The sequence below is a fragment of the Halobacillus sp. ACCC02827 genome (assembly GCF_030291935.1).
In the GTDB taxonomy this organism is placed as follows: Bacteria; Bacillota; Bacilli; order Bacillales; family Halobacillaceae; genus Halobacillus.
The window spans coordinates 1,586,918-1,605,770 of sequence record NZ_CP128168.1 but is presented as its reverse complement, the minus strand read 5'-3'; the positions used below and the strand labels follow the sequence as shown (position 1 = coordinate 1,605,770).

Sequence of the window (18,853 nt, the reverse complement as noted above, 5' to 3'; positions counted from 1 at the left end):
ACTCGGTTAAAACGTGACTGAGTGTTGGTTATTTCAGGAAGCTGCGTGATGATTGTCTTTCTCTTTGTCCATATCTTCCGGAGCTTCGAACATATTGCCATTGCCGATGCCCTTTTCTTTGCCGGGCAGAATCAGGTTCAACAGGACGCCGATGATTGCAGCTAAAGCCATACCGGCAATTTGGATGCTGTCGGTCACTTGGACGAACGCACCACCGACTCCGTTAACAAGGATGACAGATGCGATGATCAGATTTCTCTTTTCACCGAAGTCGATCTGGTTATCGATCAGCATGCGCAGGCCGCTGGAGGCGATGATCCCGAAGAGAAGGATCGAAACGCCTCCCATCACAGCGCTCGGTATTGAACCGATGACTGCGGTGATCATACTGACGAATCCGAAGAAGATGGCAATGACCGCCGCTCCTGCAATGACGAACACGCTGTAGACTCTGGTGATCGCCAGGACACCGATATTCTCTCCGTAGGTTGTGTTCGGAGGGCCGCCGAGACAGGAGGCGATTATCGTCGCCACTCCGTCTCCGAGGATCGATTTATCAAGTCCGGGATTCTTAAGGAAGTTCCGTCCGACAACTTTGGATAACACCATTTGATCTCCCGTGTGTTCGGTGATTGTAACGAGAGCGAAGGGAACCATCAGGAAGACGATTTCCCAGCTGAACACATCGAACGGGGAGAAATCAGCAAACGGGACTACGAAATCCGGTATATGGAATACTGCACTAAGGAACCCTCCGAGAGAGTCTGAAGATGTAACAGCCGACCACTCCGCCTGTATTTCAGTCGTATCTACAATCCCCTGGGTGAGGGCGAAAACATAGCCTCCAACGATTCCGAACAATATCGGAAGAAGGGAGAAGAATCCTTTGAAGAAAATCGATGCGATAATCGTCAACGCGAGCGTAACAAGGGCGACCATGAAGTGTGTTCCGCTGTAAATGTTTTCTTCCTGGCCCGGGAGGTACATCGCCATGTCAATCGCGGTCGAGGAAAGACCTAAACCGATGACAATGATCACCGGACCTACCACAATCGGCGGGAGAATTTTCATTAACCAGTTCGTACCGAAGATGCTGATTAATAATGCGATAAGCCCGTACACAAGGCCGGAGAGAAAGCTTCCGACCATTGCTCCTTCTACCCCGTGTGTCTTCGATACTTCCATGATCGGATAGATGAAAGCGAAACTTGATCCGAGATAAGCCGGGATCTTTCCTCTGGTAATCAGCAGATAGGCCAGCGTCCCGAAGCCGCTTGATACGAGGGCGACCGACGGGGACAAGCCGGTGAGGAACGGTACAAGAACCGTCGCTCCGAACATGGCGAATAGATGCTGGAGGCTTAGGGTGAGCCATTTGTGTAATTTTGGTACATCGTGGATATCCAATGCTGGATTATGTTTTGTCATGATGATTCCTCCTTAGATCAGTCACAGTCATGGGGAGCAAAGGGGCATAAAAAAACCTCTTTGCGTCCCTAGGTACGCAAAGAGGTAGACGTGTACAACGATACACGCTCATCGATACGAACCTTTGAAGCCTCACGGGACTTCCTTTAAAGGACCGGATTATCTGTTTCATTTTTCATAAATTCTCACTTCATCTGCTTCATCCGTTTCGGATAAAGTAACAGTTATAACTTCCTCAAGGGAAGTGGGAACGTTCTTTCCGACGTAATCGGCACGGATCGGAAGCTCCCTGTGTCCTCGATCCACGAGGACGGCCAACTGGATTTGGCTTGGTCGGCCATGGTCGATGAGGGCGTCCATTGCGGCACGCACCGTCCGACCTGTATAGAGGACGTCATCGACGAGGATCACTTTCTTTCCGTCGATATCAGCCTTGATGTTCGTTTCCTTCAGCTGCGGTTCCGGAGCATCCGTTTCCGGAGTAAGGTCATCCCGGTACAGCGTGATATCAAGCTCCCCGTCCGGAAGTTCCGCCCCTTCTATCTCCTGGATCTTATGTTTCAGGCGCTGGGCAATCGGCACCCCGCGGGTCTTGATTCCTACAAGGACCAAATCTTCTATCCCTTTGTTCTTTTCGATGATCTCGTGGGAAATTCTCGTCAATGCACGGCGGATGGCCGCGTCATCAAGGACCGTCGCTTTCGCTTTCATGCACGCTCTCTCCTTCAACAAAAAAGCCACTTTTCCGCATGAGGGCAGAAAAGTGGCTTTGTGAATACACGAATCGCGCATTCTTACCGTTTTCCTTCTCAGCCTCACGGGACTGTCTTTTAAAGGTCTGTTAATTTCTATATCCGATTATGTCAAAGCACGGCTTATTTGTCAAGAAGGGATTCGACAATTATCCTTCTCTTGTCTCCAAATAACGAAGAGCTTCCTTGAATTCCTCCGGCGGTTCCACTTCGAACTGCTTCCATTCCCCGGTGCGAGGATGCTCAAAACCAAGCAACTTGGCATGAAGGGCCTGTCCGTCCAAATCGAGCGTTTTGCGCGGGCCGTACTTCGGATCTCCGGCAAGCGGATGGCTGATATAGCGCATGTGTACACGAATCTGGTGGGTACGTCCGGTTTCCAGACGGCACTCTACCAACGTATAGTCTTCAAAGTGCTGCAGCACACGAAAATGGGTGACCGCATCGCGTCCGTTATCGACGACGGCCATTCGCTGGCGGTCCCTCGTATCCCGGCCGATCGGGGCATCAATGGTACCGTATTCGTGTGTGATGTCTCCATGAACGATAGCCACATATTTACGCTCCACCGATTTCTCAGACAGCTGGCGTGCCAATGATTGGTGTGCCACATCATTTTTAGCTACCATCAGCAGGCCGCTTGTATCTTTATCGATCCTGTGGACGATACCCGGGCGCTCGACACCGTTGATGCCTGACAAGTCATCACAATGATGCAGAAGAGCATTAACGAGTGTACCGGAATAGTGTCCCGCAGACGGGTGGATCACCATACCGGATGGTTTGTTGACCACAATCACATCTTCATCTTCGTAGACAACATCAAGCGGAATATCTTCCGGAAGGATATCCATCGGCTCCGGCTCCGGGATATACCATGTGATGACATTACCTTCCTGTACTTTATAATTGCTCTTCACCGGCTGATCGTCAACTTTGACGACGCCGTCTTTCAGCCACCCCTGGATCTGGGAACGGGAGGCGTCTTCAATCAGTTCTGCCAAGAGTTTATCGATGCGTGATGATTGATCATTCTCTGTTACGATATACTGTTCACTCAAGAGTTCAAACTTCCTTTCTTTCTCCGCTCGTCGACGAATGTAGCGATCATGATAAGGATCACTCCTATGACGAGGGACGAATCGGCGATATTAAATATCGGAAAATTATACGTGAAAATGTACGTGTTCGCGAAATCAACGACTTCTTTACGGAACACGCGGTCAATGAAGTTCCCGACGGCACCGGCAAGAATAAATGCTAGCGCGACACCGACAAAACGGCTTTTTCTGCCATATTGATGCAGGTAATAAACGACAAAAGCAATCACAAGAACCGTGATGATATAGAAGAACCACATCTGCCCCTGCAGAATCCCCCATGCGGCTCCCTGGTTTCGGTGCGAGGTCAGGTAGAAGAAATCTTCTATAATCGTAATGCTCTCGCCGAGATTCATTTTAGTCACGACGAGCCATTTGGTCCATTGATCAAGCGCAATCAATGCAATGATAATCAAATAATACACATACATAAGCGTCCTCCATCAAACATATTCCTAGGCTATTGTACCATAAAATCGACCTGCCCATAGAAAAGATGCCGTCCAATTAGAGGGCGGCATCTTCTATACACAGGTACATCCGTTGATCTGAATTAAAAACCTATAATGAAAGAATTGCTTTATCCTTATGTACGTCCCTTACGCCTGCGGGCTGTACGCTTTTTCTTCTTCTTCCACATCCGTTTCATCATCGATTTCCGTCTGGAAGATGTGGTTCCAATCATCGTTTTCAATCATATCAATCTGGGCTTCCACCAGCATACGCAAGCGTGTCTTGAACACTTTTGCCTGCTTCTTCATTTCTTCCACTTCAATGGAAAGGCGGCGGGATTTCTCAAGAGCCTCATTGATGATACGATCGGCATTCTTCTCTGCTTCTTTTACAATCAGCTTCGATTCTTTATTTGCGTTGTTTCTTACTTCCTCGGCCGTCTCCTGTGCTACCAGGATCGACTTGTTGAGCGTTGTTTCAATTGTATTGAAATGGCTGAGACGCTCATTCAGCTGCGTGACCTCGCGCTCAAGCTCTTTCTTTTGACGTATGACGATTTCGTAGTCCTTGATCACCTGATCCAGGAACTCATTTACTTCATCTTCGTCGTAGCCGCGAAAACCCTTCGTAAATTCTTTATTATGAATATCCAGTGGTGTTAAAGGCACACCATCCACCTCCTATATCAAATCCATGTACGTATTCCATTTCGACATGGAACGGCCAAATCCTGCTATTTCGAAGGATTCGTTCCATTTAATTTAGCTGTCTTCACCTTGTATTTCTCTTTTTTCGTCTGGCCGAGCACTTGAAGCAGCCTGCTTCTCCCTTTTCCTCTAAGGGAAAGCATGTCTCCTTCTTCCAGAGAAAAGGCGGGATCTTCCACGACCCGGTAGTTCACTTTCACTTGACCGGAATCAATAAACAGACCTGCTTTTTTACGGGACATACCGTAGATCTCTTTGACGAGGACGTCAAGCCGGAGTGAGGAGACCGTAGACTCCCTTTCCGCCCATTCCTCATCGCTCTCCAGCAATGCAGAAAACGGTTTTTCTTCGAATTGGACGTTTGAGCGTTTAACGCCGGTCAGGTTCATTTTAATGTATTCGCTGATTTCTGACGCCGCGATGATCTGGATTTTGCCGTCCCGGACAATCAAATCACCAAGCTTCTCGCGACGGATGCCCAGAGACATAAAAGCACCGAGGACATCCCTGTGCTCCAGAGTGACGAACTTATCCGGGTACGACGCCTCCAAAAGAACGAGCTGATAGTCCTCCGGTGCAAGTATTTCATAATCCGGCGCAAGAATCGCCCGTTTCCGTTCATTCGACGCACCGCCGCCTTCCATGCCGTAGATAAGGTCGGGATCGTTGCCGAGAATCGTCTTCACGATCATCTGCTGCCTAGGATCGAGAAAGTCTGTCAGCTTCCGCTGGTACTTCATGGCGACTTCCTCCCGCATCGCCGTCACCTGGTCGATGAATGGTTGTTCCTCTTTGCGAAAATGTTGATAGATCTCCAAATCTTCCAACCTCCATAATTACGAAAAGGAACAGATAAAGAGCACGGGCTCTATGACCTGTTCCTTGTTTTAAAGTCCTGAAAGCATGAAATACAGTTGATTCAATCCCTGCCCGGCAAAACGAAGGACCAGGATCGCCACAATCGGCGAAATGTCAATCATTCCAAGCGGCGGGATAATTCTTCGGAACGGTTCCAGGAAAGGTTCCGCAAGTCTTCCCAATATTTCTCCGAAGCTGGATTCCCTTGCTCCAGGAAACCAGGAAAGAAGGATATAAATGATTAAAACCCAACTATATAGTTGTATGACCGTTCCAATAATATTAAACAAAAACGCCATGGCCTACCACCTTCTGTTAATGTCGTCATCTTCCTGTGAAAGCATTTCCGAAATGGATCCGGAAATCTCCACGTTATCCGGCGTACACAGAAACGTCTGTGAACCGAGTTTCTGAATATCTCCACCTATAGCATAAACGGTGCCGCTCAAAAAATCCACAATTCTCTTCGCCTGCATATGATCGACGCGCTGAAGATTAATAACGACCGCACGGCGGCTGACGAGTTGATCGGCGATGTTCTGGGCTTCGTTGTAGCTGCTGGGCTCACTCAAAACCATTTTGGATGAGCCTTTCGCACTCTTCAAGGATACAACGTTACCAGTATCCTGTTTCTTCTGGGAGCGCTGGTTGTACGTTTGCTCCTCTTCCACCTCATCCTCTACTTCTTCTTCGATATATTCATATTCATCATCCAATGTGAAAAAAGAACGAAATTTATTCTTCATACTCATTGTTATCACCTCTGATTTTTTTATTCACCGACAAGGCTTGTCCCAATCCGGACGTGTGTCGCACCTTCTTCGACAGCTAAGGCGTAGTCGTTGCTCATCCCCATCGATAAGTGTTCACATGGAGCATGGGCGTACCCTTTGTCTCTAATTCTGTCTCTTAAAGCTCTTAACTGACGGAACACACCCCTCAGTCTCTCTTCATCGTCCGTATGCGGGGCCATTGTCATAAGGCCTACGACACGGACATTCGAATATTCCTTGATCGCTTCGATAAATGCAGGGACTTCCTGTGCCTGCAAGCCGTGTTTACTCTCTTCTTCACTTATGTTCACCTGGACGAAGCACGGAACAGGCTTGTCTGCGCGTTTATGGATTTCTTTGGCTAATGATTTGCGATCCAGGGAGTGGATGACTGAAACTTTATCAATGATATCTTTCACTTTCCTGGTCTGGAGGGAACCGATAAAGTGCCAGGAAGCATCATCGCCAATTTCATCGTATTTCTCCAGCAAGCCCTCTTTACGATTTTCACCAAGATTGGTCACGCCTGCTGCGACTGCTTCTCTGGCACGCTCGATCGTGACATATTTCGTAACAGCGATCAAAGTGATTTCCTCCATGGCTCTTCCGCAGTTGCCACAGGCTTGTCTTATATTCTGTTCGATAGTTGCCAGGTTTTCTTCGACCGTCATTCCAAAACTCCTTCTTCTCTTATCATTCCGGGAACCCGATGAACCCGAGCATGCGTCCCGTTTTTCCATGGTCGCGCCGATGGGAATAAAAGACCGCCTCTTCCTCGTATGTACAATATCCCGATACATGCAGATGTTCCAACGGGATACCTTTCTTGATCAGCATATGGGCATGAAGCGATTTCAAGTCAAGAAGATATTTCCCCGCCTCCTGCTCGATCAAACACGCTTTTTTGTGAGCATCAGGAACAGCATCCGCTACTTTATCATCGACTTCGTAGCGCTCCATCCCGATGGACGGTCCGATGATGACACGGATATCCTCTTTGCGGCATCCCTGCTCCAGAAGAGCGTCAAGCATCTTCCCCGCCATTTCTTTTACAGTCCCTTTCCACCCGGCATGAGCGATACCGATCCATCCGGTTTCCGGATCGTAAAAGTAAAGGGGAACACAATCCGCGAAGAAAGCCGCAAGAAGTATGCCCCGCTCTTTCGTGATCAGCCCATCTACGCCGGCCACAGCCGTCGCATGGGAAGCCGCACCCTTTCCGCGGTCACTCCTCTGTACGACGTGAATCTTCGTCCCGTGTATCTGCTCGCCGATGACCCAGCTTTCCAGAGGAAATGCAAGCTCCTCCGCAAGCCTTTGTCTATTTTTCACAACGGTTTCCGCTTCATCTTCGACATGGAGCCCCATGTTCAATGTGTGATAAGGATTTTGACTGCAGCCGCCGCTTCTTGTGGAAATTCCCGCTACAAGTTCCGGGAAGTTTTCCAAACAAGCCAGCTGCTTCTCTGATTTCCGTTTGAAGGGTTCCATATTTTCAACACCTCAATTTCTCTTCATTTTAACACATAATTCCGCTTATTTCTTGTTTTATTCCTCTGATTCTGCCTTTTGGGACGTAGGGATGCCCTTGTAGGCGGACTTTTTCACTAAAATGACATCCGCACCGATATTGACGATCTGATCCCAAGGTATGACAAGCTCTTCCTCCTTCCCGAACAACCCCATTGCTTTCCCTTTTAACGTGAGCACAAGCCCTTTAAGACGGCCCCGCTGTGTATCAATATCCAAGTCGCTTATATATCCAAGACGCTCTCCTGTTTCCATGGCAATGACGTCTTTCATCTGCAGTTCCGTGATTTTCATGTATTCCCCTCCTCTCTTACACTATATGCAGAAAGAAACAGGAATAGAAAAAGAGCCATGCATAAAAAAAGCCCCGCCGGATCGGCGGAGCGCTGGATCATCATTGAAACATCGAAGCATTCATTTCTTTAATCGCCGCCTTTTCCAGACGGGAAACCTGTGCCTGGGAGATGCCGATCTCATCAGCGACCTCCATCTGTGTCTTCCCTTGAAAGAACCGCTTCGTCAAAATCATTTTCTCACGGTCATTCAACTTCTTCATGCCTTCCCTGAGAGATAATTCATCAAGCCAGACGGAATCCTTCTCGCGGTCGTCTTTCAATTGATCAACCACGAAGATAGGATCTCCACCGTCATTGTAAATCGGCTCAAAGAGGGAAACGGGATCCTGAATCGCATCCATCGCGAAAACGACATCTTCTTTCGGAACACCCATGCGTTCGGCAATTTCATGAGGAGCCGGATCTTTATTCGTTTCACCAATCATCTTCTCGCGCATCTGCAGTGCTTTGTATGCCGTATCCCGCAGGGAACGGGATACACGAATCGGATTATTGTCCCGAAGGTATCGGCGGATCTCCCCGATGATCATCGGAACCGCATACGTGGAGAATTTAACATTATGACTCAGGTCAAAATTATCAATCGATTTCATTAGACCAATACAACCGACCTGAAACAAATCGTCCCCATATTCTCCACGGTTGTTAAAACGCTGGATGACGGACAATACGAGACGGAGGTTTCCATTTACCAGTTGTTCCCTCGCTTCGATTTCCCCGCTTTGCAGTCGTTTGAACAGGTCTTTCATTTCCGTGTTCTTCAGTACTGGAAGTTTCGATGTATCTACGCCGCATATTTCTACTTTATGTCGTGTCAATGTAAGACCCTCCCAAGAAGCTGTGACTGTAATCAGTTCTAAGTATCTCCCTGGGAGGAAAATTTATGCACGATGCTCTTATACCATTTTATCGAATTCTCTCTGAAGCCTGCGGATGATTTTCTTTTCGAGCCTTGATATATAGGACTGGGAAATGCCCATCATGTCCGCTACGTCCTTCTGCGTCTTTTCCTTCTTACCGATAAGACCGAACCTGAGCTCCATAATTTGTTTTTCCCGGTCGTTCAACTGCTCCAATGCCGATTTCAACAATTTCTTATCAATTTTCTTCTCGATTCCTTTTGTAATGATGTCCTCTTCCGTACCGAGGATATCCGACAGCAGCAGCTCATTGCCATCCCAATCGACGTTCAACGGCTCATCGAAAGATACCTCTGTTTTTAATTTATTGCTCTTCCTCAAGTGCATAAGAATCTCATTTTCTATACAGCGGGAAGCATAGGTGGCAAGCTTGATTTTTTTCTCGGGATCGAACGTATTGACGGCTTTAATGAGCCCGATCGTCCCGATACTGATTAAATCTTCTATGTTCAACCCTGTGTTTTCAAACTTTCTGGCAATGTAAACGACGAGCCTCAAGTTCCTTTCGATCAACATCGCCCTTGCCGCTTTGTCTCCTTTTGGAAGCAGCTCGAGCAGTTCTTTCTCTTCCTCTCTCGAAAGTGGCGGAGGCAGCGCTTCGCTTCCTCCGATATAGTAAATTTCATCCTGCTTGATACCAAGCTTCATAAGCAGACGGTAGTACCACAGCCTCGCCTTAAAGAACCATTTGAACATCGAATCCCCCTCCTGGATCATGCAGATTTACCTTTTACCATCATGTGCGGGTGAATAAGCATGTGATAAAGACGATCATGAGTCAAATCCTTCTGCTGGACGCCGAGCAGCGGATGCTTCATTTCTAAATCCCCCGCATCCGTATGGACAATGATCCGCTCGACAACCAGTGTCAACAGCAGGCCGCTTTGAGACCCGGCTGCCCTGAATGGAACGAGCCGGATCGCAGCCTGTGTCTCTTCCGCCAAGTCCTCCATCGTAACCGTCACCTTGTCCACATCCAAACGATCCAATTCTACTTTTGAAAAAAACTGCCCCCACAGGTGCTGATCTGCTAAAAATACAATTTTTCCGCTGAGCGGATCGGTGAGCTGATTTCCACTGTCGACGAGCCCTTTACAAACTGCCTGCCGCCCCTGCCACTCCACCGTCACGTCGTAAATATCTTCGAGCTTCATCCGGTGGACACTGACTTGGTTCAAACGCCATTTTGTAAAAAAATAAGAGACCGGAAATCCCAGGACGACAAACAGCCAACTGACCGGGTCGCCGTAACCACCGCGAAACGTCACGACCGCTCCGTGCAGCACATTCACTTCTGAAGCCAGGAAATAGTGTACCCCCATCATGCTTCCACCGATCGCAAACGTAATGAAATAAAAACTGATCCACTGGACGAAAAATGCGCGGAGAGAGGTGAATGTAAAGGTTACCCAAATGATAAGCAGAGAAAAAACAAGTTTACCCATACTGCTGACCATCCACGAATCCGGCATGTAGATCGTGATAGGGACGATGGTCGATGCAACAAAGGCGCCTGTTACCATCCGTAGCCTGGATGACTTTGACCGCGTTACCCCCTGTGTAAGCGAAAGAATCATCCCGTCCATCAATAAATTGAGCAACCAAACAGCATCTAGGTATATGATTCCCTCTCCCCTCCTTCTCTGTCTGCTGTTACTAAAAAAGTATAAGGCCGTCCTTATGAAAAGTCTGTCAGAATCTGAACCTGTATTTAGCAAGTTTTGTAGAAGGGTGAAATCATACTCCTGCTGCTTCTAATACGAAAGAGTCGACGAAGGAAAATAAAAGAGAAAGCAAATGTATTAAGGGAGAAGGTTAAGGGAATATAGCCTTAGGAACGCATAAAACGCGGAAAACAGACGGCTTTTCGTAAGATGAATTTTATTTCATAAATTTGGCTGGATGAATCCGTAGAATAGGAAAGTTCCCTTGAAATCGGGTTTTCAGAACAAAAAAAACCGCCTGAAAAGGCGGTTTTTCGAAAACTGGTTTATCGACGGCGGTTGCGGTTACGCAAGAATGTCGGAATATCCAGCGTGTCTTCTTCCTGATTCGGTTTCTGCTGGGGCTGTGGTGTATGACGACGTGGCTGTTCTTCACGAACGCTCTGTCGCTCCGGCTGCTGCTCCACCTGTTTAGGCTGGCTTGCCGGGTTTGCCTGAGGGCGTTTCTTCTGCTGTCCCTGTGCAAGTTGGGACTCGTCAAATCCAGTAGCGATCACGGTCACAACGATTTCATCTTTCAAGTTCTCATTGATAACGGAACCGAAGATGACGTTTACTTCCTGATCTGCTGCGGATGTTACGATATCTGCCGCTTCCTGTACCTCATAGAGGCTTAAGTTAGCGCCTCCACTGATGTTCATAAGGACACCGTGTGCGCCATCAATCGATGTTTCAAGCAACGGGGAGGAGATCGCTTTCTTCGCTGCTTCCGCTGCTCTGCTTTCTCCTGTTGCTATACCGATTCCCATCAATGCAGATCCTTTATCGACCATGATGGTCTTCACGTCTGCAAAGTCGACGTTAATTAATCCAGGAACGGCAATCAGATCGGAAATACCTTGGACACCTTGACGAAGGACGTTATCCGCTTCGCGGAACGCTTCAAGCATCGGAGTATTTTTATCAACGATTTCAAGAAGGCGGTCGTTAGGAATAACGATCAGTGTATCGACTGCGCCTTTCAATCCTTCAATTCCGCCTGTAGCTTGTGTAGAACGCTTACGTCCTTCAAATGTGAACGGACGTGTCACGACACCTACAGTCAAAGCACCAAGTTCTTTAGCCACCTGGGCGATAACCGGTGCAGCACCTGTTCCGGTACCTCCACCCATTCCGGCAGTAACGAACACCATGTCTGCTCCTTGAAGGGCTTCCTCGAGCTGCTCTTTGCTTTCTTCTGCTGCTTTACGGCCTACTTCCGGGTTCGCACCCGCACCAAGACCACGCGTTAATTTACCGCCGATCTGCATTTTGACTTCTGCTTTAGATAAGTTCAGTGCCTGGGCGTCCGTATTCACCGCAATGAATTCGACACCTTGGACACCGTGCTCGATCATACGGTTGACGGCGTTGCTACCGCCGCCGCCTACCCCGATTACTTTAATGGTTGCCAGTTGGTCCATGCTTGTATCAAAATCTAACATCTTCCGTTCCTCCTAATACACGAGATTACAAGATTTATTGGTTCGTCTGTCCATCGACCGACTCAAACTTGTGGGTTAATCAAAGAAATACTTCAATAGATTGCTGAAGCCTGACTCTTTTTTCTTCTCTGGTTTCTTTGTTTCTTCTTTCTGCTGTTGTTTAGCCGTTGATCGCTTCTGTTTCTTCGGCTGCTGCGATTCTTCATGGAAGTCTTCCGATACGGAAGGGAAAATCTCTTTCCCTTGTATTTTCGCATTACGATAGGCGAATTGCAAGATGCCTACGCCGCTGGTGAACTGCGGTTCTCGAACACCTATATAATCCGGGATGGCAAGCCTTACATTGGCATGGAACACGTCCTGGGCCAGTTCAAGCACACCGGGCATATTCATCGTTCCACCCGTCAGCACGAAACCGCCGGGCAGCTCACGCACACCCATCTTCTGAATCTCCTGCGCAGCGAACACGAAAATTTCTTCCATTCTAGCTTCAATCATATCAGAGATTTGCAGTTGATTGAATGCTTGTTGACGATTACTTCCAATTATTGTGACAGAAAAGTTTTCTTCTTCATTAGCATCGTCGAAAAAGGCGTGACCGTGGTTCATTTTAACCTGTTCCGCTTCCTCTGTAGAAGTACGCAGGCCGATGGATAAATCCTTCGTTACATTATCTCCGCCGAACGGGATCATGCCCGTGCCCTTCAAATGCCCTTCCTCAAATACGGAAACTGTAGTAGAACCGCCTCCAACATCGATCAGAGCGACACCGAGGTTTGTTTCATCCCCGGATAAGGAGACAGTGCCGGAAGCGAGCGGCTGCAGACAAACATCCAACACTTCCAGTCCTGCTCGTTCCACACATTTCAATGTATTATGTAAAACGGTTTTCGCGCAGGTAATGATCATTCCTTCCATTTCCAAACGAACACCGATCATCCCTCTTGGGTCTGTAATTTCATCCTGTCCATCCACGATAAACTGTCGTGGTATGACATCTATGATCTCCCTTTCCGGCGGAATGGAGACGACTTGTGCAGCATCGATCACACGGGCGATATCTTCGTTACCGATTTCACGAGTTTCGCTTGAAACGGCTACTACGCCATGACAGGACTGCAGTTGTATATGATTACCGTTTACCCCGACGACGACGCGGTCGATCTTCATGTCCACCATCCGCTCCGCCTGCTCTACGGCAGAACGAATCGAATGGACCGTTTGGTCGATATCCACGATAGCGCCTTTCTTCATTCCGTTCGATTTTGCTGTGCCAACCCCGATAATATTGAGGCTGTCGTTCATCACTTCTCCAATTATCACTTTAATCCGACTTGTACCTATATCTAAACTAACTAAAATTTCATTCTGATTCACCAGTGACGCACCTCCTGTAACAAGCCATATAAGTAGTTCAAAGCATATCGAATTCACGTTCAAAAAACAATCGCTGCAATATAAACGTAAATGAATTGATATATTCGAATGGTTTATGCATTTCCTTTATCCTAGTGGCAAACTGGTACTATATAGTTGTTTTCCACAGACTTTCGTTAATTTCCTTTTAAATACGCTGATTTTTTTCATCTTTTCATTAGTAATTTCTGGACAAAAGCAGCCTGTGCAGCAGAACGTCCGCCGAGAAGGAATGCACCCCGTCCACACAGCCGTGATGTTAAGGACAGATATACGCGGTATGGACTTGAAGGGCGGGGAATGAAAACACCGCAGCGACGCGGGTTCAACCCCTCCCCTACTCTCTTCGGAAGAACTTATTGTATTGTGGAAGCTTGGTCAGATTGTTCCGACCCCGGAGCGCTTTCAGACTCACCTTCCCCGTCATCTGCTTCCTCCGGTGCTCCTTCCGGTTCAGGAGCGACTTCATCCGGAATCGCAGGCTCTTCAGGTGCTGTCTCTCCTGTCTGTGTCTCTTCCTCCTCCGGGCCTTCCTCTTTATCAGAGGATGAGAATTCCTCGAAATAGGCGCCGACTCCGATATGTATGACACCTTCTGCGCCGTCCTCCAATTGAGAAACGATGGAAGGATAAGCAGGCATCTTATCAGAGAAATTACGGATGGAAGCCTGAACCTGGAAACCGTCATTCATGTAAAGACGGATCTGGTAAGGATTCCCTTCCTCCGGTTCCCAGTGTATTTCGGAAATCAGACTGGACACACTGGACGGAAGCTCCTTCAATTCCTGGGACATCTCTTTCAAATACGTTTCTTTTGTGAATCCGGCCAGAATCGGTGCATCCCCACCAGGATAAGCGTCGGAACCGTCAAGCCTCGTCCCATTTTCCAAAATCGCGTAATACTTTCCATCCTGCTGAACATATCCGATACGCTCTGCCTCTGTCACGTCAATATGGACAGTATTCGGGAAACGGCGGTCCACCGTCGCCGACGTGACTTGTTTATGACTTTCAATATTCTTCTCTGCTTCTTTGTCGTTCACTTTCCAGTAATTCGTGTTTGTACTCAGCTTCGCAAGCTCCATAATCTTCTCTTCAGGCACATGATCATTGCCTTCCACGACGATATTTCGAACGTTGCTGAGCGGCGACTGGAGATAGATGACCGTCGCAATCAGCAAAAATAGAATAGTCAAATACACAATCAATCGACGATTGGCTTTCTTTCGCCTCGTCTGCTTCAGTTTTGGTATGCGATCTTCTATGGAAACCACTTTTCTCTCTTCCATAACGGGCATTTCTCCTTACTCCCAGACACCCTTTCGATGCTCTATCTAGCTGTCGGAAAGAATGATATTCCTTGATATGTGTCGATGTTCAATACACCTATCCATTGCCATTATATCACAAAAACGGTGCACGAGATTGAGAGAGTTTTACTAGTTTGCTAGCAAATTTCATACAAAAAAACAGCCGAATCGGGAGATCCGGCGTCCATTCGCTAAAATGGTTTACCCATATACAAAAAACTCTAAACGAAAAATTAAAGGATTATGTAAAAAAGCTTACATTAAAACCTAATTATAGTTTACAGAAGAAAAATATGGCTCTATTACGGCTTGTTTTTTGGTTCGTTCGTAACGGTCGGAAAGTTATGATCCGAGGCTCTCCTATCCGACAGCCGGGATGGAAGTGCCGTTTATCCGTGAATTCATGAATGGACGTAGACCTTGGTACACAGGGCTTTCGTTCCGTAAATGACCGGGGAGCGGAGCAACGGGATGCTGTTACCTGTACAAAAATGAAAAAGCACTGCCATCAGGCAGTGCTAGGGGTCGGGAACACTCAAGGAGAATCCTATTTGGAATTTCACCTGTTGCTTTACAAAGACAAGGTTATTTTGCCGAGTAGCGGCTTACACTGAGCAGCAGGCCGAGAGCTGCAAGGGTCAGCGTAAGGGACGAACCTCCATAGCTTACCAGAGGGAGGGTGATGCCGGTAACGGGAATCAGGCCGGTTACTACACTCACATTGATCATGACCTGAATGGCTATCATTCCAACGATACCAAGAGCAAGCAGCGATCCGAACAGATCCGGTGCATATAAGCTTGTCCGAATCCCCCTCCACAGCAGAATGAAGAACAGGCTGAGAACAAGCAGTCCACCGAGAAAACCAAGCTCTTCTGCAAGCACAGCAAAAATGAAATCCGTCTGAGGCTCCGGCAGATAGAAAAATTTCTGCATACTGTTACCAAGCCCTAAGCCGAGAAGTCCGCCCGGTCCAATGGCATACAATGATTGAATGATTTGAAACCCAGCACCAAGCGGGTCTTCCCAAGGATGAAGAAACGCGGTGATCCGTTTAATCCGATAAGGGGCAGAAGCAATCAACCCGATCATGCCAGCCGCACCAGCTGCGGCAATCCACATGAAGTGGCTGACTCTTGCACCAGCTGTGAACAGCATAACAAGGCATGTCCCGACCATGACGACACCTGTCCCTAGATCCGGCTGTAGCATGATCAAAGCAAACGGAACGAGAATGAGGGCAAGACTCGGAAGAAAGCCTTCCTGAAAGGAGGCCATCTTCTTCTGACGCTCGGATAAAAAACGGGCCAGGAATAAGATCAAACCGAGCTTCATGAATTCGGAGGGCTGGATACTGAACATCCCGACACCAATCCAGCTCCGGGCGCCGCCGCGCACCATCCCTACTCCGGGAATAAGGACGGCGATAAGGAATATGAGACAGACGACAAGGATAACTTTCGCGTGTCTGTGCCAGACATAATAAGGAATCCGCGACAGTACTGTCATGGCTATGAGGCCGGCTGCCGCAAAAAGAATCTGCCGCTTCGCAAAGAACCAGGGGTCGTCAAACTTATATTCCGACCATATACTCGAAGAGCTGTACACCATGATGATACCAATCGTCAATATACCGAGGATCGAGACTATCAGCCATAAATCCGGCTTCTTTTGTTCTTCCATACAAAAAAGCCCTACCTCCCATCTTAGTGGAAAACAGGGCTAAAGCTTGTCGCATAAGCCCTTATTAGAGCTTATGCACCGCTTCTATAAACATGTCGCCTCTTTCTTCGAATGTGCGGTACTGATCCCAGCTGGCACATGCCGGAGACAGCAAAATTACATCTTCTGCTTCAGACTGCCGGTAAGCTTCATGGACGGCTTCTTCCATCGTATCTACCTTCCCAACCGATTCAATCCCGGCATCTTCAGCCGTCTTCATGAGCAGCTCTGCCGTCTCGCCGAACACGATCATCGCCTTCACTCCCCCGAGGTAAGGCAGAAGTGAGTCGAAGCTGTTCCCGCGGTCCAGCCCTCCGGCGAGAAGGATGACTGGTTGTTGGAAGGACTTCAACGCATAGGAAGTCGCAAGGATGTTGGTCGCCTTCGAATCATTATAAAACAATCGGTTCTCTTTCTTTGTGACGAACTGCAGCCGATGCGGGACGCCTGCGAATGTACGGAGAACTTCGATGATGGCCTGGTTCCTAATACCGTTAACCTTCACGCAGGCGACGGCGGCTAATATATTCTGCAGGTTCTGCTCCCCGACAAGCACGATTTCCGAAAGCTCTATGACCGCTTCTTCTTCAAAGTACAGATGCGTGTCATCCACCCAGGCTCCCTTCCCTTTTTCTTTCAGTGAAAACGGCACGAGCTTCGCTTTCGTCTGTGAAAGGAAGGCCTGAATCCTTTCATCATCGGCATTGTAAACGAGGGTATCCGCTTCCGTCTGGTTCCTGGTGATCCTCGCTTTCGCTTCATGATAATTGTGAAGCGTATGGTGGTAATCGAGATGCGCTTCATACAAATTAAGCCAGACAGCGATATCCGGACGGAATTCTTCTGTTCCAAGCAGCTGGAAAGAAGAAAGTTCGGTCACCATCGTTTCATCGGCTTCTGTGGAACGCGCTACTTCACAGGATACGTGTCCGATGTTGCCGGCTAGGGCGACCTTCTGCTCGTCTGCTTTAATCATTTCATGAATCAGCGTCGTAGTCGTCGTCTTCCCGTTGGATCCTGTGACTGCTACGAGCGGTCCTTCGTGCAGCAATCCGGCGAGCTCCACTTCTGTTACAACCGGCATCCCTCTCTCCACCGCTTCTGAAACAATCGGATTTTCATAAGGGATTCCCGGATTCTTGATCAGGTAATCAACACCATCCAGAACGGACAGCGGATGCCCTCCAGTAATCACTTCTGCACCTGCTTCAATTAATGCACGGACTTCCGAACTCTCCGGATCTGCCTTCAAATCGTTAACCCGTACCTGCACACCGCTGTCCAACAACAAGCGGGCCGCAGCTGTTCCACTCTTTGCTAAACCCAAAACTAATACATGCGTATAGGAAAATTGCTTCAACGTCTTCATCGGAACATCACCTCAATATAAATACCAATAACAGCAAATAAAAGCCCCACTGTCCAGAATGTCGTTACTACACGCCATTCAGACCATCCCTTCAGTTCATAGTGATGGTGCAGCGGACTCATGCGGAAGACCCGTTTGCCGGTCGTTTTGAAAGAGATGACCTGAATAATAACGGACAACGTTTCTAAAACGAATACGCCACCGATAATAACAAGAATTAATTCCATTTTCGTAAGAATGGCAATGATTGCGATGGCTCCACCTAAGGCAAGCGAGCCGGTATCTCCCATGAATACTTTAGCCGGATGGGCATTAAACACCAGGAATCCAAGCAGGGCTCCTACGACCGCCAAAGAAAAGAGCGTGACTTCGACATTCATATCTCCTGTCCAGGCAAGGATGGCGAATGCTCCAAAAGCGATGGCTGCTGTACCCGCAAGCAATCCGTCCAGTCCATCCGTTAAGTTAACGGCGTTGGAGGCACCGACAAGCATGAACAGAATTAGGATGGCGTAACCCCAGCCGAGATCAAATTCCACGGAAGTTCCAGGAATGCTGATATAGGTAGGGAATCCGGAGTTGCGTAAAATGAAATAAACGACCAGAGCAATAATGATCTGGCCGAGCATCTTCTGCTTGGAAGTAAGGCCGAGATTGCGCTTGAGAGCGACTTTAATATAGTCATCCAGGAAACCGAGCAGTCCGTACCCCACAAGGACGAATAGCAGGATGAACAATTCCGCTCCATTGGAATCCGGATGGAAGACAGCACTTGCAATCAGCGTTGTTGCAAGAACGGCAACGATGATCATGACTCCACCCATCGTCGGTGTTCCTGATTTCTTCTGGTGGGATTCAGGCCCCTCGTCTCTAATGGCCTGCCCGAATTTTAATCGTCTTAAAAATGGTATGATCATCGGCGAAATCACGACGGTGATAGCGAATGAAATTGCCATAGTAATTAGTAGTATGTATTCGTTCATTAGTACGTTTCCTCCTTAAGCATCATCA

Annotated in this window: 20 protein-coding genes; all 20 read right to left on the bottom strand. The window is 48.0% G+C overall.

The annotated features are described in order from the left end of the window. Nucleotides 1–33: 33 nt before the first annotated feature. The 20 genes from QRD89_RS08605 to mraY all read right to left on the bottom strand — a co-directional run bounded on the left by QRD89_RS08605 (nucleotide 34) and on the right by mraY (nucleotide 18,825). Entirely contained in the window at nucleotides 34–1,428 is a 1,395-nt protein-coding gene (locus tag QRD89_RS08605; protein WP_286096731.1) for a solute carrier family 23 protein, read from the bottom strand. A gap of 168 nt (nucleotides 1,429–1,596) precedes the next feature. Beyond that, entirely contained in the window at nucleotides 1,597–2,247 is a 651-nt protein-coding gene (pyrR, locus tag QRD89_RS08600; protein WP_286096730.1) for a bifunctional pyr operon transcriptional regulator/uracil phosphoribosyltransferase PyrR, read from the bottom strand. An 82-nt stretch (nucleotides 2,248–2,329) separates the two neighbouring features. Further along, nucleotides 2,330–3,241: an RluA family pseudouridine synthase gene (locus QRD89_RS08595; RefSeq protein WP_026577507.1), complete on the bottom strand. Its 912-nt coding sequence runs from the start codon at nucleotides 3,239–3,241 to the stop codon at nucleotides 2,330–2,332. Continuing rightward, the gene (gene lspA, locus QRD89_RS08590) at nucleotides 3,238–3,711 is read right to left on the bottom strand and encodes a signal peptidase II (RefSeq protein WP_008639203.1); all 474 of its coding nucleotides are present in this window, start codon (nucleotides 3,709–3,711) and stop codon (nucleotides 3,238–3,240) included. The genes QRD89_RS08595 and lspA overlap by 4 nt, the downstream gene beginning before the upstream one ends. A 168-nt stretch (nucleotides 3,712–3,879) precedes the next feature. Then, nucleotides 3,880–4,401 carry a DivIVA domain-containing protein gene (locus QRD89_RS08585; protein WP_008639201.1) on the bottom strand — a complete coding sequence of 174 codons (522 nt, stop codon included), beginning with the start codon at nucleotides 4,399–4,401 and terminating at the stop codon, nucleotides 3,880–3,882. 65 nt (nucleotides 4,402–4,466) lie between these two features. Beyond that, nucleotides 4,467–5,258 carry a YlmH family RNA-binding protein gene (locus tag QRD89_RS08580; protein ID WP_008639199.1) on the bottom strand — a complete coding sequence of 264 codons (792 nt, stop codon included), beginning with the start codon at nucleotides 5,256–5,258 and terminating at the stop codon, nucleotides 4,467–4,469. A gap of 69 nt (nucleotides 5,259–5,327) precedes the next feature. Continuing rightward, entirely contained in the window at nucleotides 5,328–5,597 is a 270-nt protein-coding gene (locus tag QRD89_RS08575; RefSeq protein WP_062513343.1) for a YggT family protein, read from the bottom strand. Between the two features lie 3 nt (nucleotides 5,598–5,600). Beyond that, the gene (locus QRD89_RS08570) at nucleotides 5,601–6,050 is read right to left on the bottom strand and encodes a cell division protein SepF (protein ID WP_026577508.1); all 450 of its coding nucleotides are present in this window, start codon (nucleotides 6,048–6,050) and stop codon (nucleotides 5,601–5,603) included. A 20-nt stretch (nucleotides 6,051–6,070) separates the two neighbouring features. Then, nucleotides 6,071–6,742, bottom strand: coding sequence for a YggS family pyridoxal phosphate-dependent enzyme (locus QRD89_RS08565; protein WP_008639196.1), 672 nt, complete (start codon nucleotides 6,740–6,742; stop codon nucleotides 6,071–6,073). A gap of 22 nt (nucleotides 6,743–6,764) precedes the next feature. Next, the gene (gene pgeF / locus QRD89_RS08560; RefSeq protein ID WP_286096729.1) at nucleotides 6,765–7,562 is read right to left on the bottom strand and encodes a peptidoglycan editing factor PgeF; all 798 of its coding nucleotides are present in this window, start codon (nucleotides 7,560–7,562) and stop codon (nucleotides 6,765–6,767) included. A 57-nt stretch (nucleotides 7,563–7,619) separates the two neighbouring features. Further along, entirely contained in the window at nucleotides 7,620–7,895 is a 276-nt protein-coding gene (locus QRD89_RS08555; protein ID WP_008639194.1) for a YlmC/YmxH family sporulation protein, read from the bottom strand. Nucleotides 7,896–7,995: 100 nt separating this feature from the next. Continuing rightward, entirely contained in the window at nucleotides 7,996–8,775 is a 780-nt protein-coding gene (gene sigG, locus QRD89_RS08550; protein WP_286096728.1) for an RNA polymerase sporulation sigma factor SigG, read from the bottom strand. A gap of 78 nt (nucleotides 8,776–8,853) precedes the next feature. Beyond that, nucleotides 8,854–9,573 carry an RNA polymerase sporulation sigma factor SigE gene (gene sigE / locus QRD89_RS08545; RefSeq protein ID WP_008639191.1) on the bottom strand — a complete coding sequence of 240 codons (720 nt, stop codon included), beginning with the start codon at nucleotides 9,571–9,573 and terminating at the stop codon, nucleotides 8,854–8,856. Between the two features lie 17 nt (nucleotides 9,574–9,590). Beyond that, on the bottom strand, nucleotides 9,591–10,499 hold the full coding sequence (gene spoIIGA, locus QRD89_RS08540; RefSeq protein ID WP_286096870.1) for a sigma-E processing peptidase SpoIIGA: 909 nt from the start codon (nucleotides 10,497–10,499) through the stop codon (nucleotides 9,591–9,593). 368 nt (nucleotides 10,500–10,867) lie between these two features. Beyond that, nucleotides 10,868–12,025 (bottom strand): cell division protein FtsZ, encoded by a 1,158-nt coding sequence (gene ftsZ, locus QRD89_RS08535; protein WP_008639189.1) that lies wholly within the window; start codon nucleotides 12,023–12,025, stop codon nucleotides 10,868–10,870. Nucleotides 12,026–12,100: 75 nt separating this feature from the next. After that, nucleotides 12,101–13,402, bottom strand: a complete 1,302-nt coding sequence (gene ftsA / locus QRD89_RS08530; RefSeq protein WP_008639188.1) for a cell division protein FtsA — start codon at nucleotides 13,400–13,402, stop codon at nucleotides 12,101–12,103. 395 nt (nucleotides 13,403–13,797) lie between these two features. Beyond that, nucleotides 13,798–14,730, bottom strand: a complete 933-nt coding sequence (locus tag QRD89_RS08525; protein WP_286096727.1) for a cell division protein FtsQ/DivIB — start codon at nucleotides 14,728–14,730, stop codon at nucleotides 13,798–13,800. 606 nt (nucleotides 14,731–15,336) lie between these two features. Next, nucleotides 15,337–16,434, bottom strand: coding sequence for a stage V sporulation protein E (spoVE, locus tag QRD89_RS08520; RefSeq protein WP_286096726.1), 1,098 nt, complete (start codon nucleotides 16,432–16,434; stop codon nucleotides 15,337–15,339). 64 nt (nucleotides 16,435–16,498) lie between these two features. Next, nucleotides 16,499–17,842 carry a UDP-N-acetylmuramoyl-L-alanine--D-glutamate ligase gene (murD, locus tag QRD89_RS08515; RefSeq protein WP_286096725.1) on the bottom strand — a complete coding sequence of 448 codons (1,344 nt, stop codon included), beginning with the start codon at nucleotides 17,840–17,842 and terminating at the stop codon, nucleotides 16,499–16,501. Next, nucleotides 17,839–18,825: a phospho-N-acetylmuramoyl-pentapeptide-transferase gene (gene mraY / locus QRD89_RS08510; protein ID WP_026577512.1), complete on the bottom strand. Its 987-nt coding sequence runs from the start codon at nucleotides 18,823–18,825 to the stop codon at nucleotides 17,839–17,841. Before mraY ends, murD begins: the two co-directional genes overlap by 4 nt. Nucleotides 18,826–18,853 lie beyond the last annotated feature (28 nt).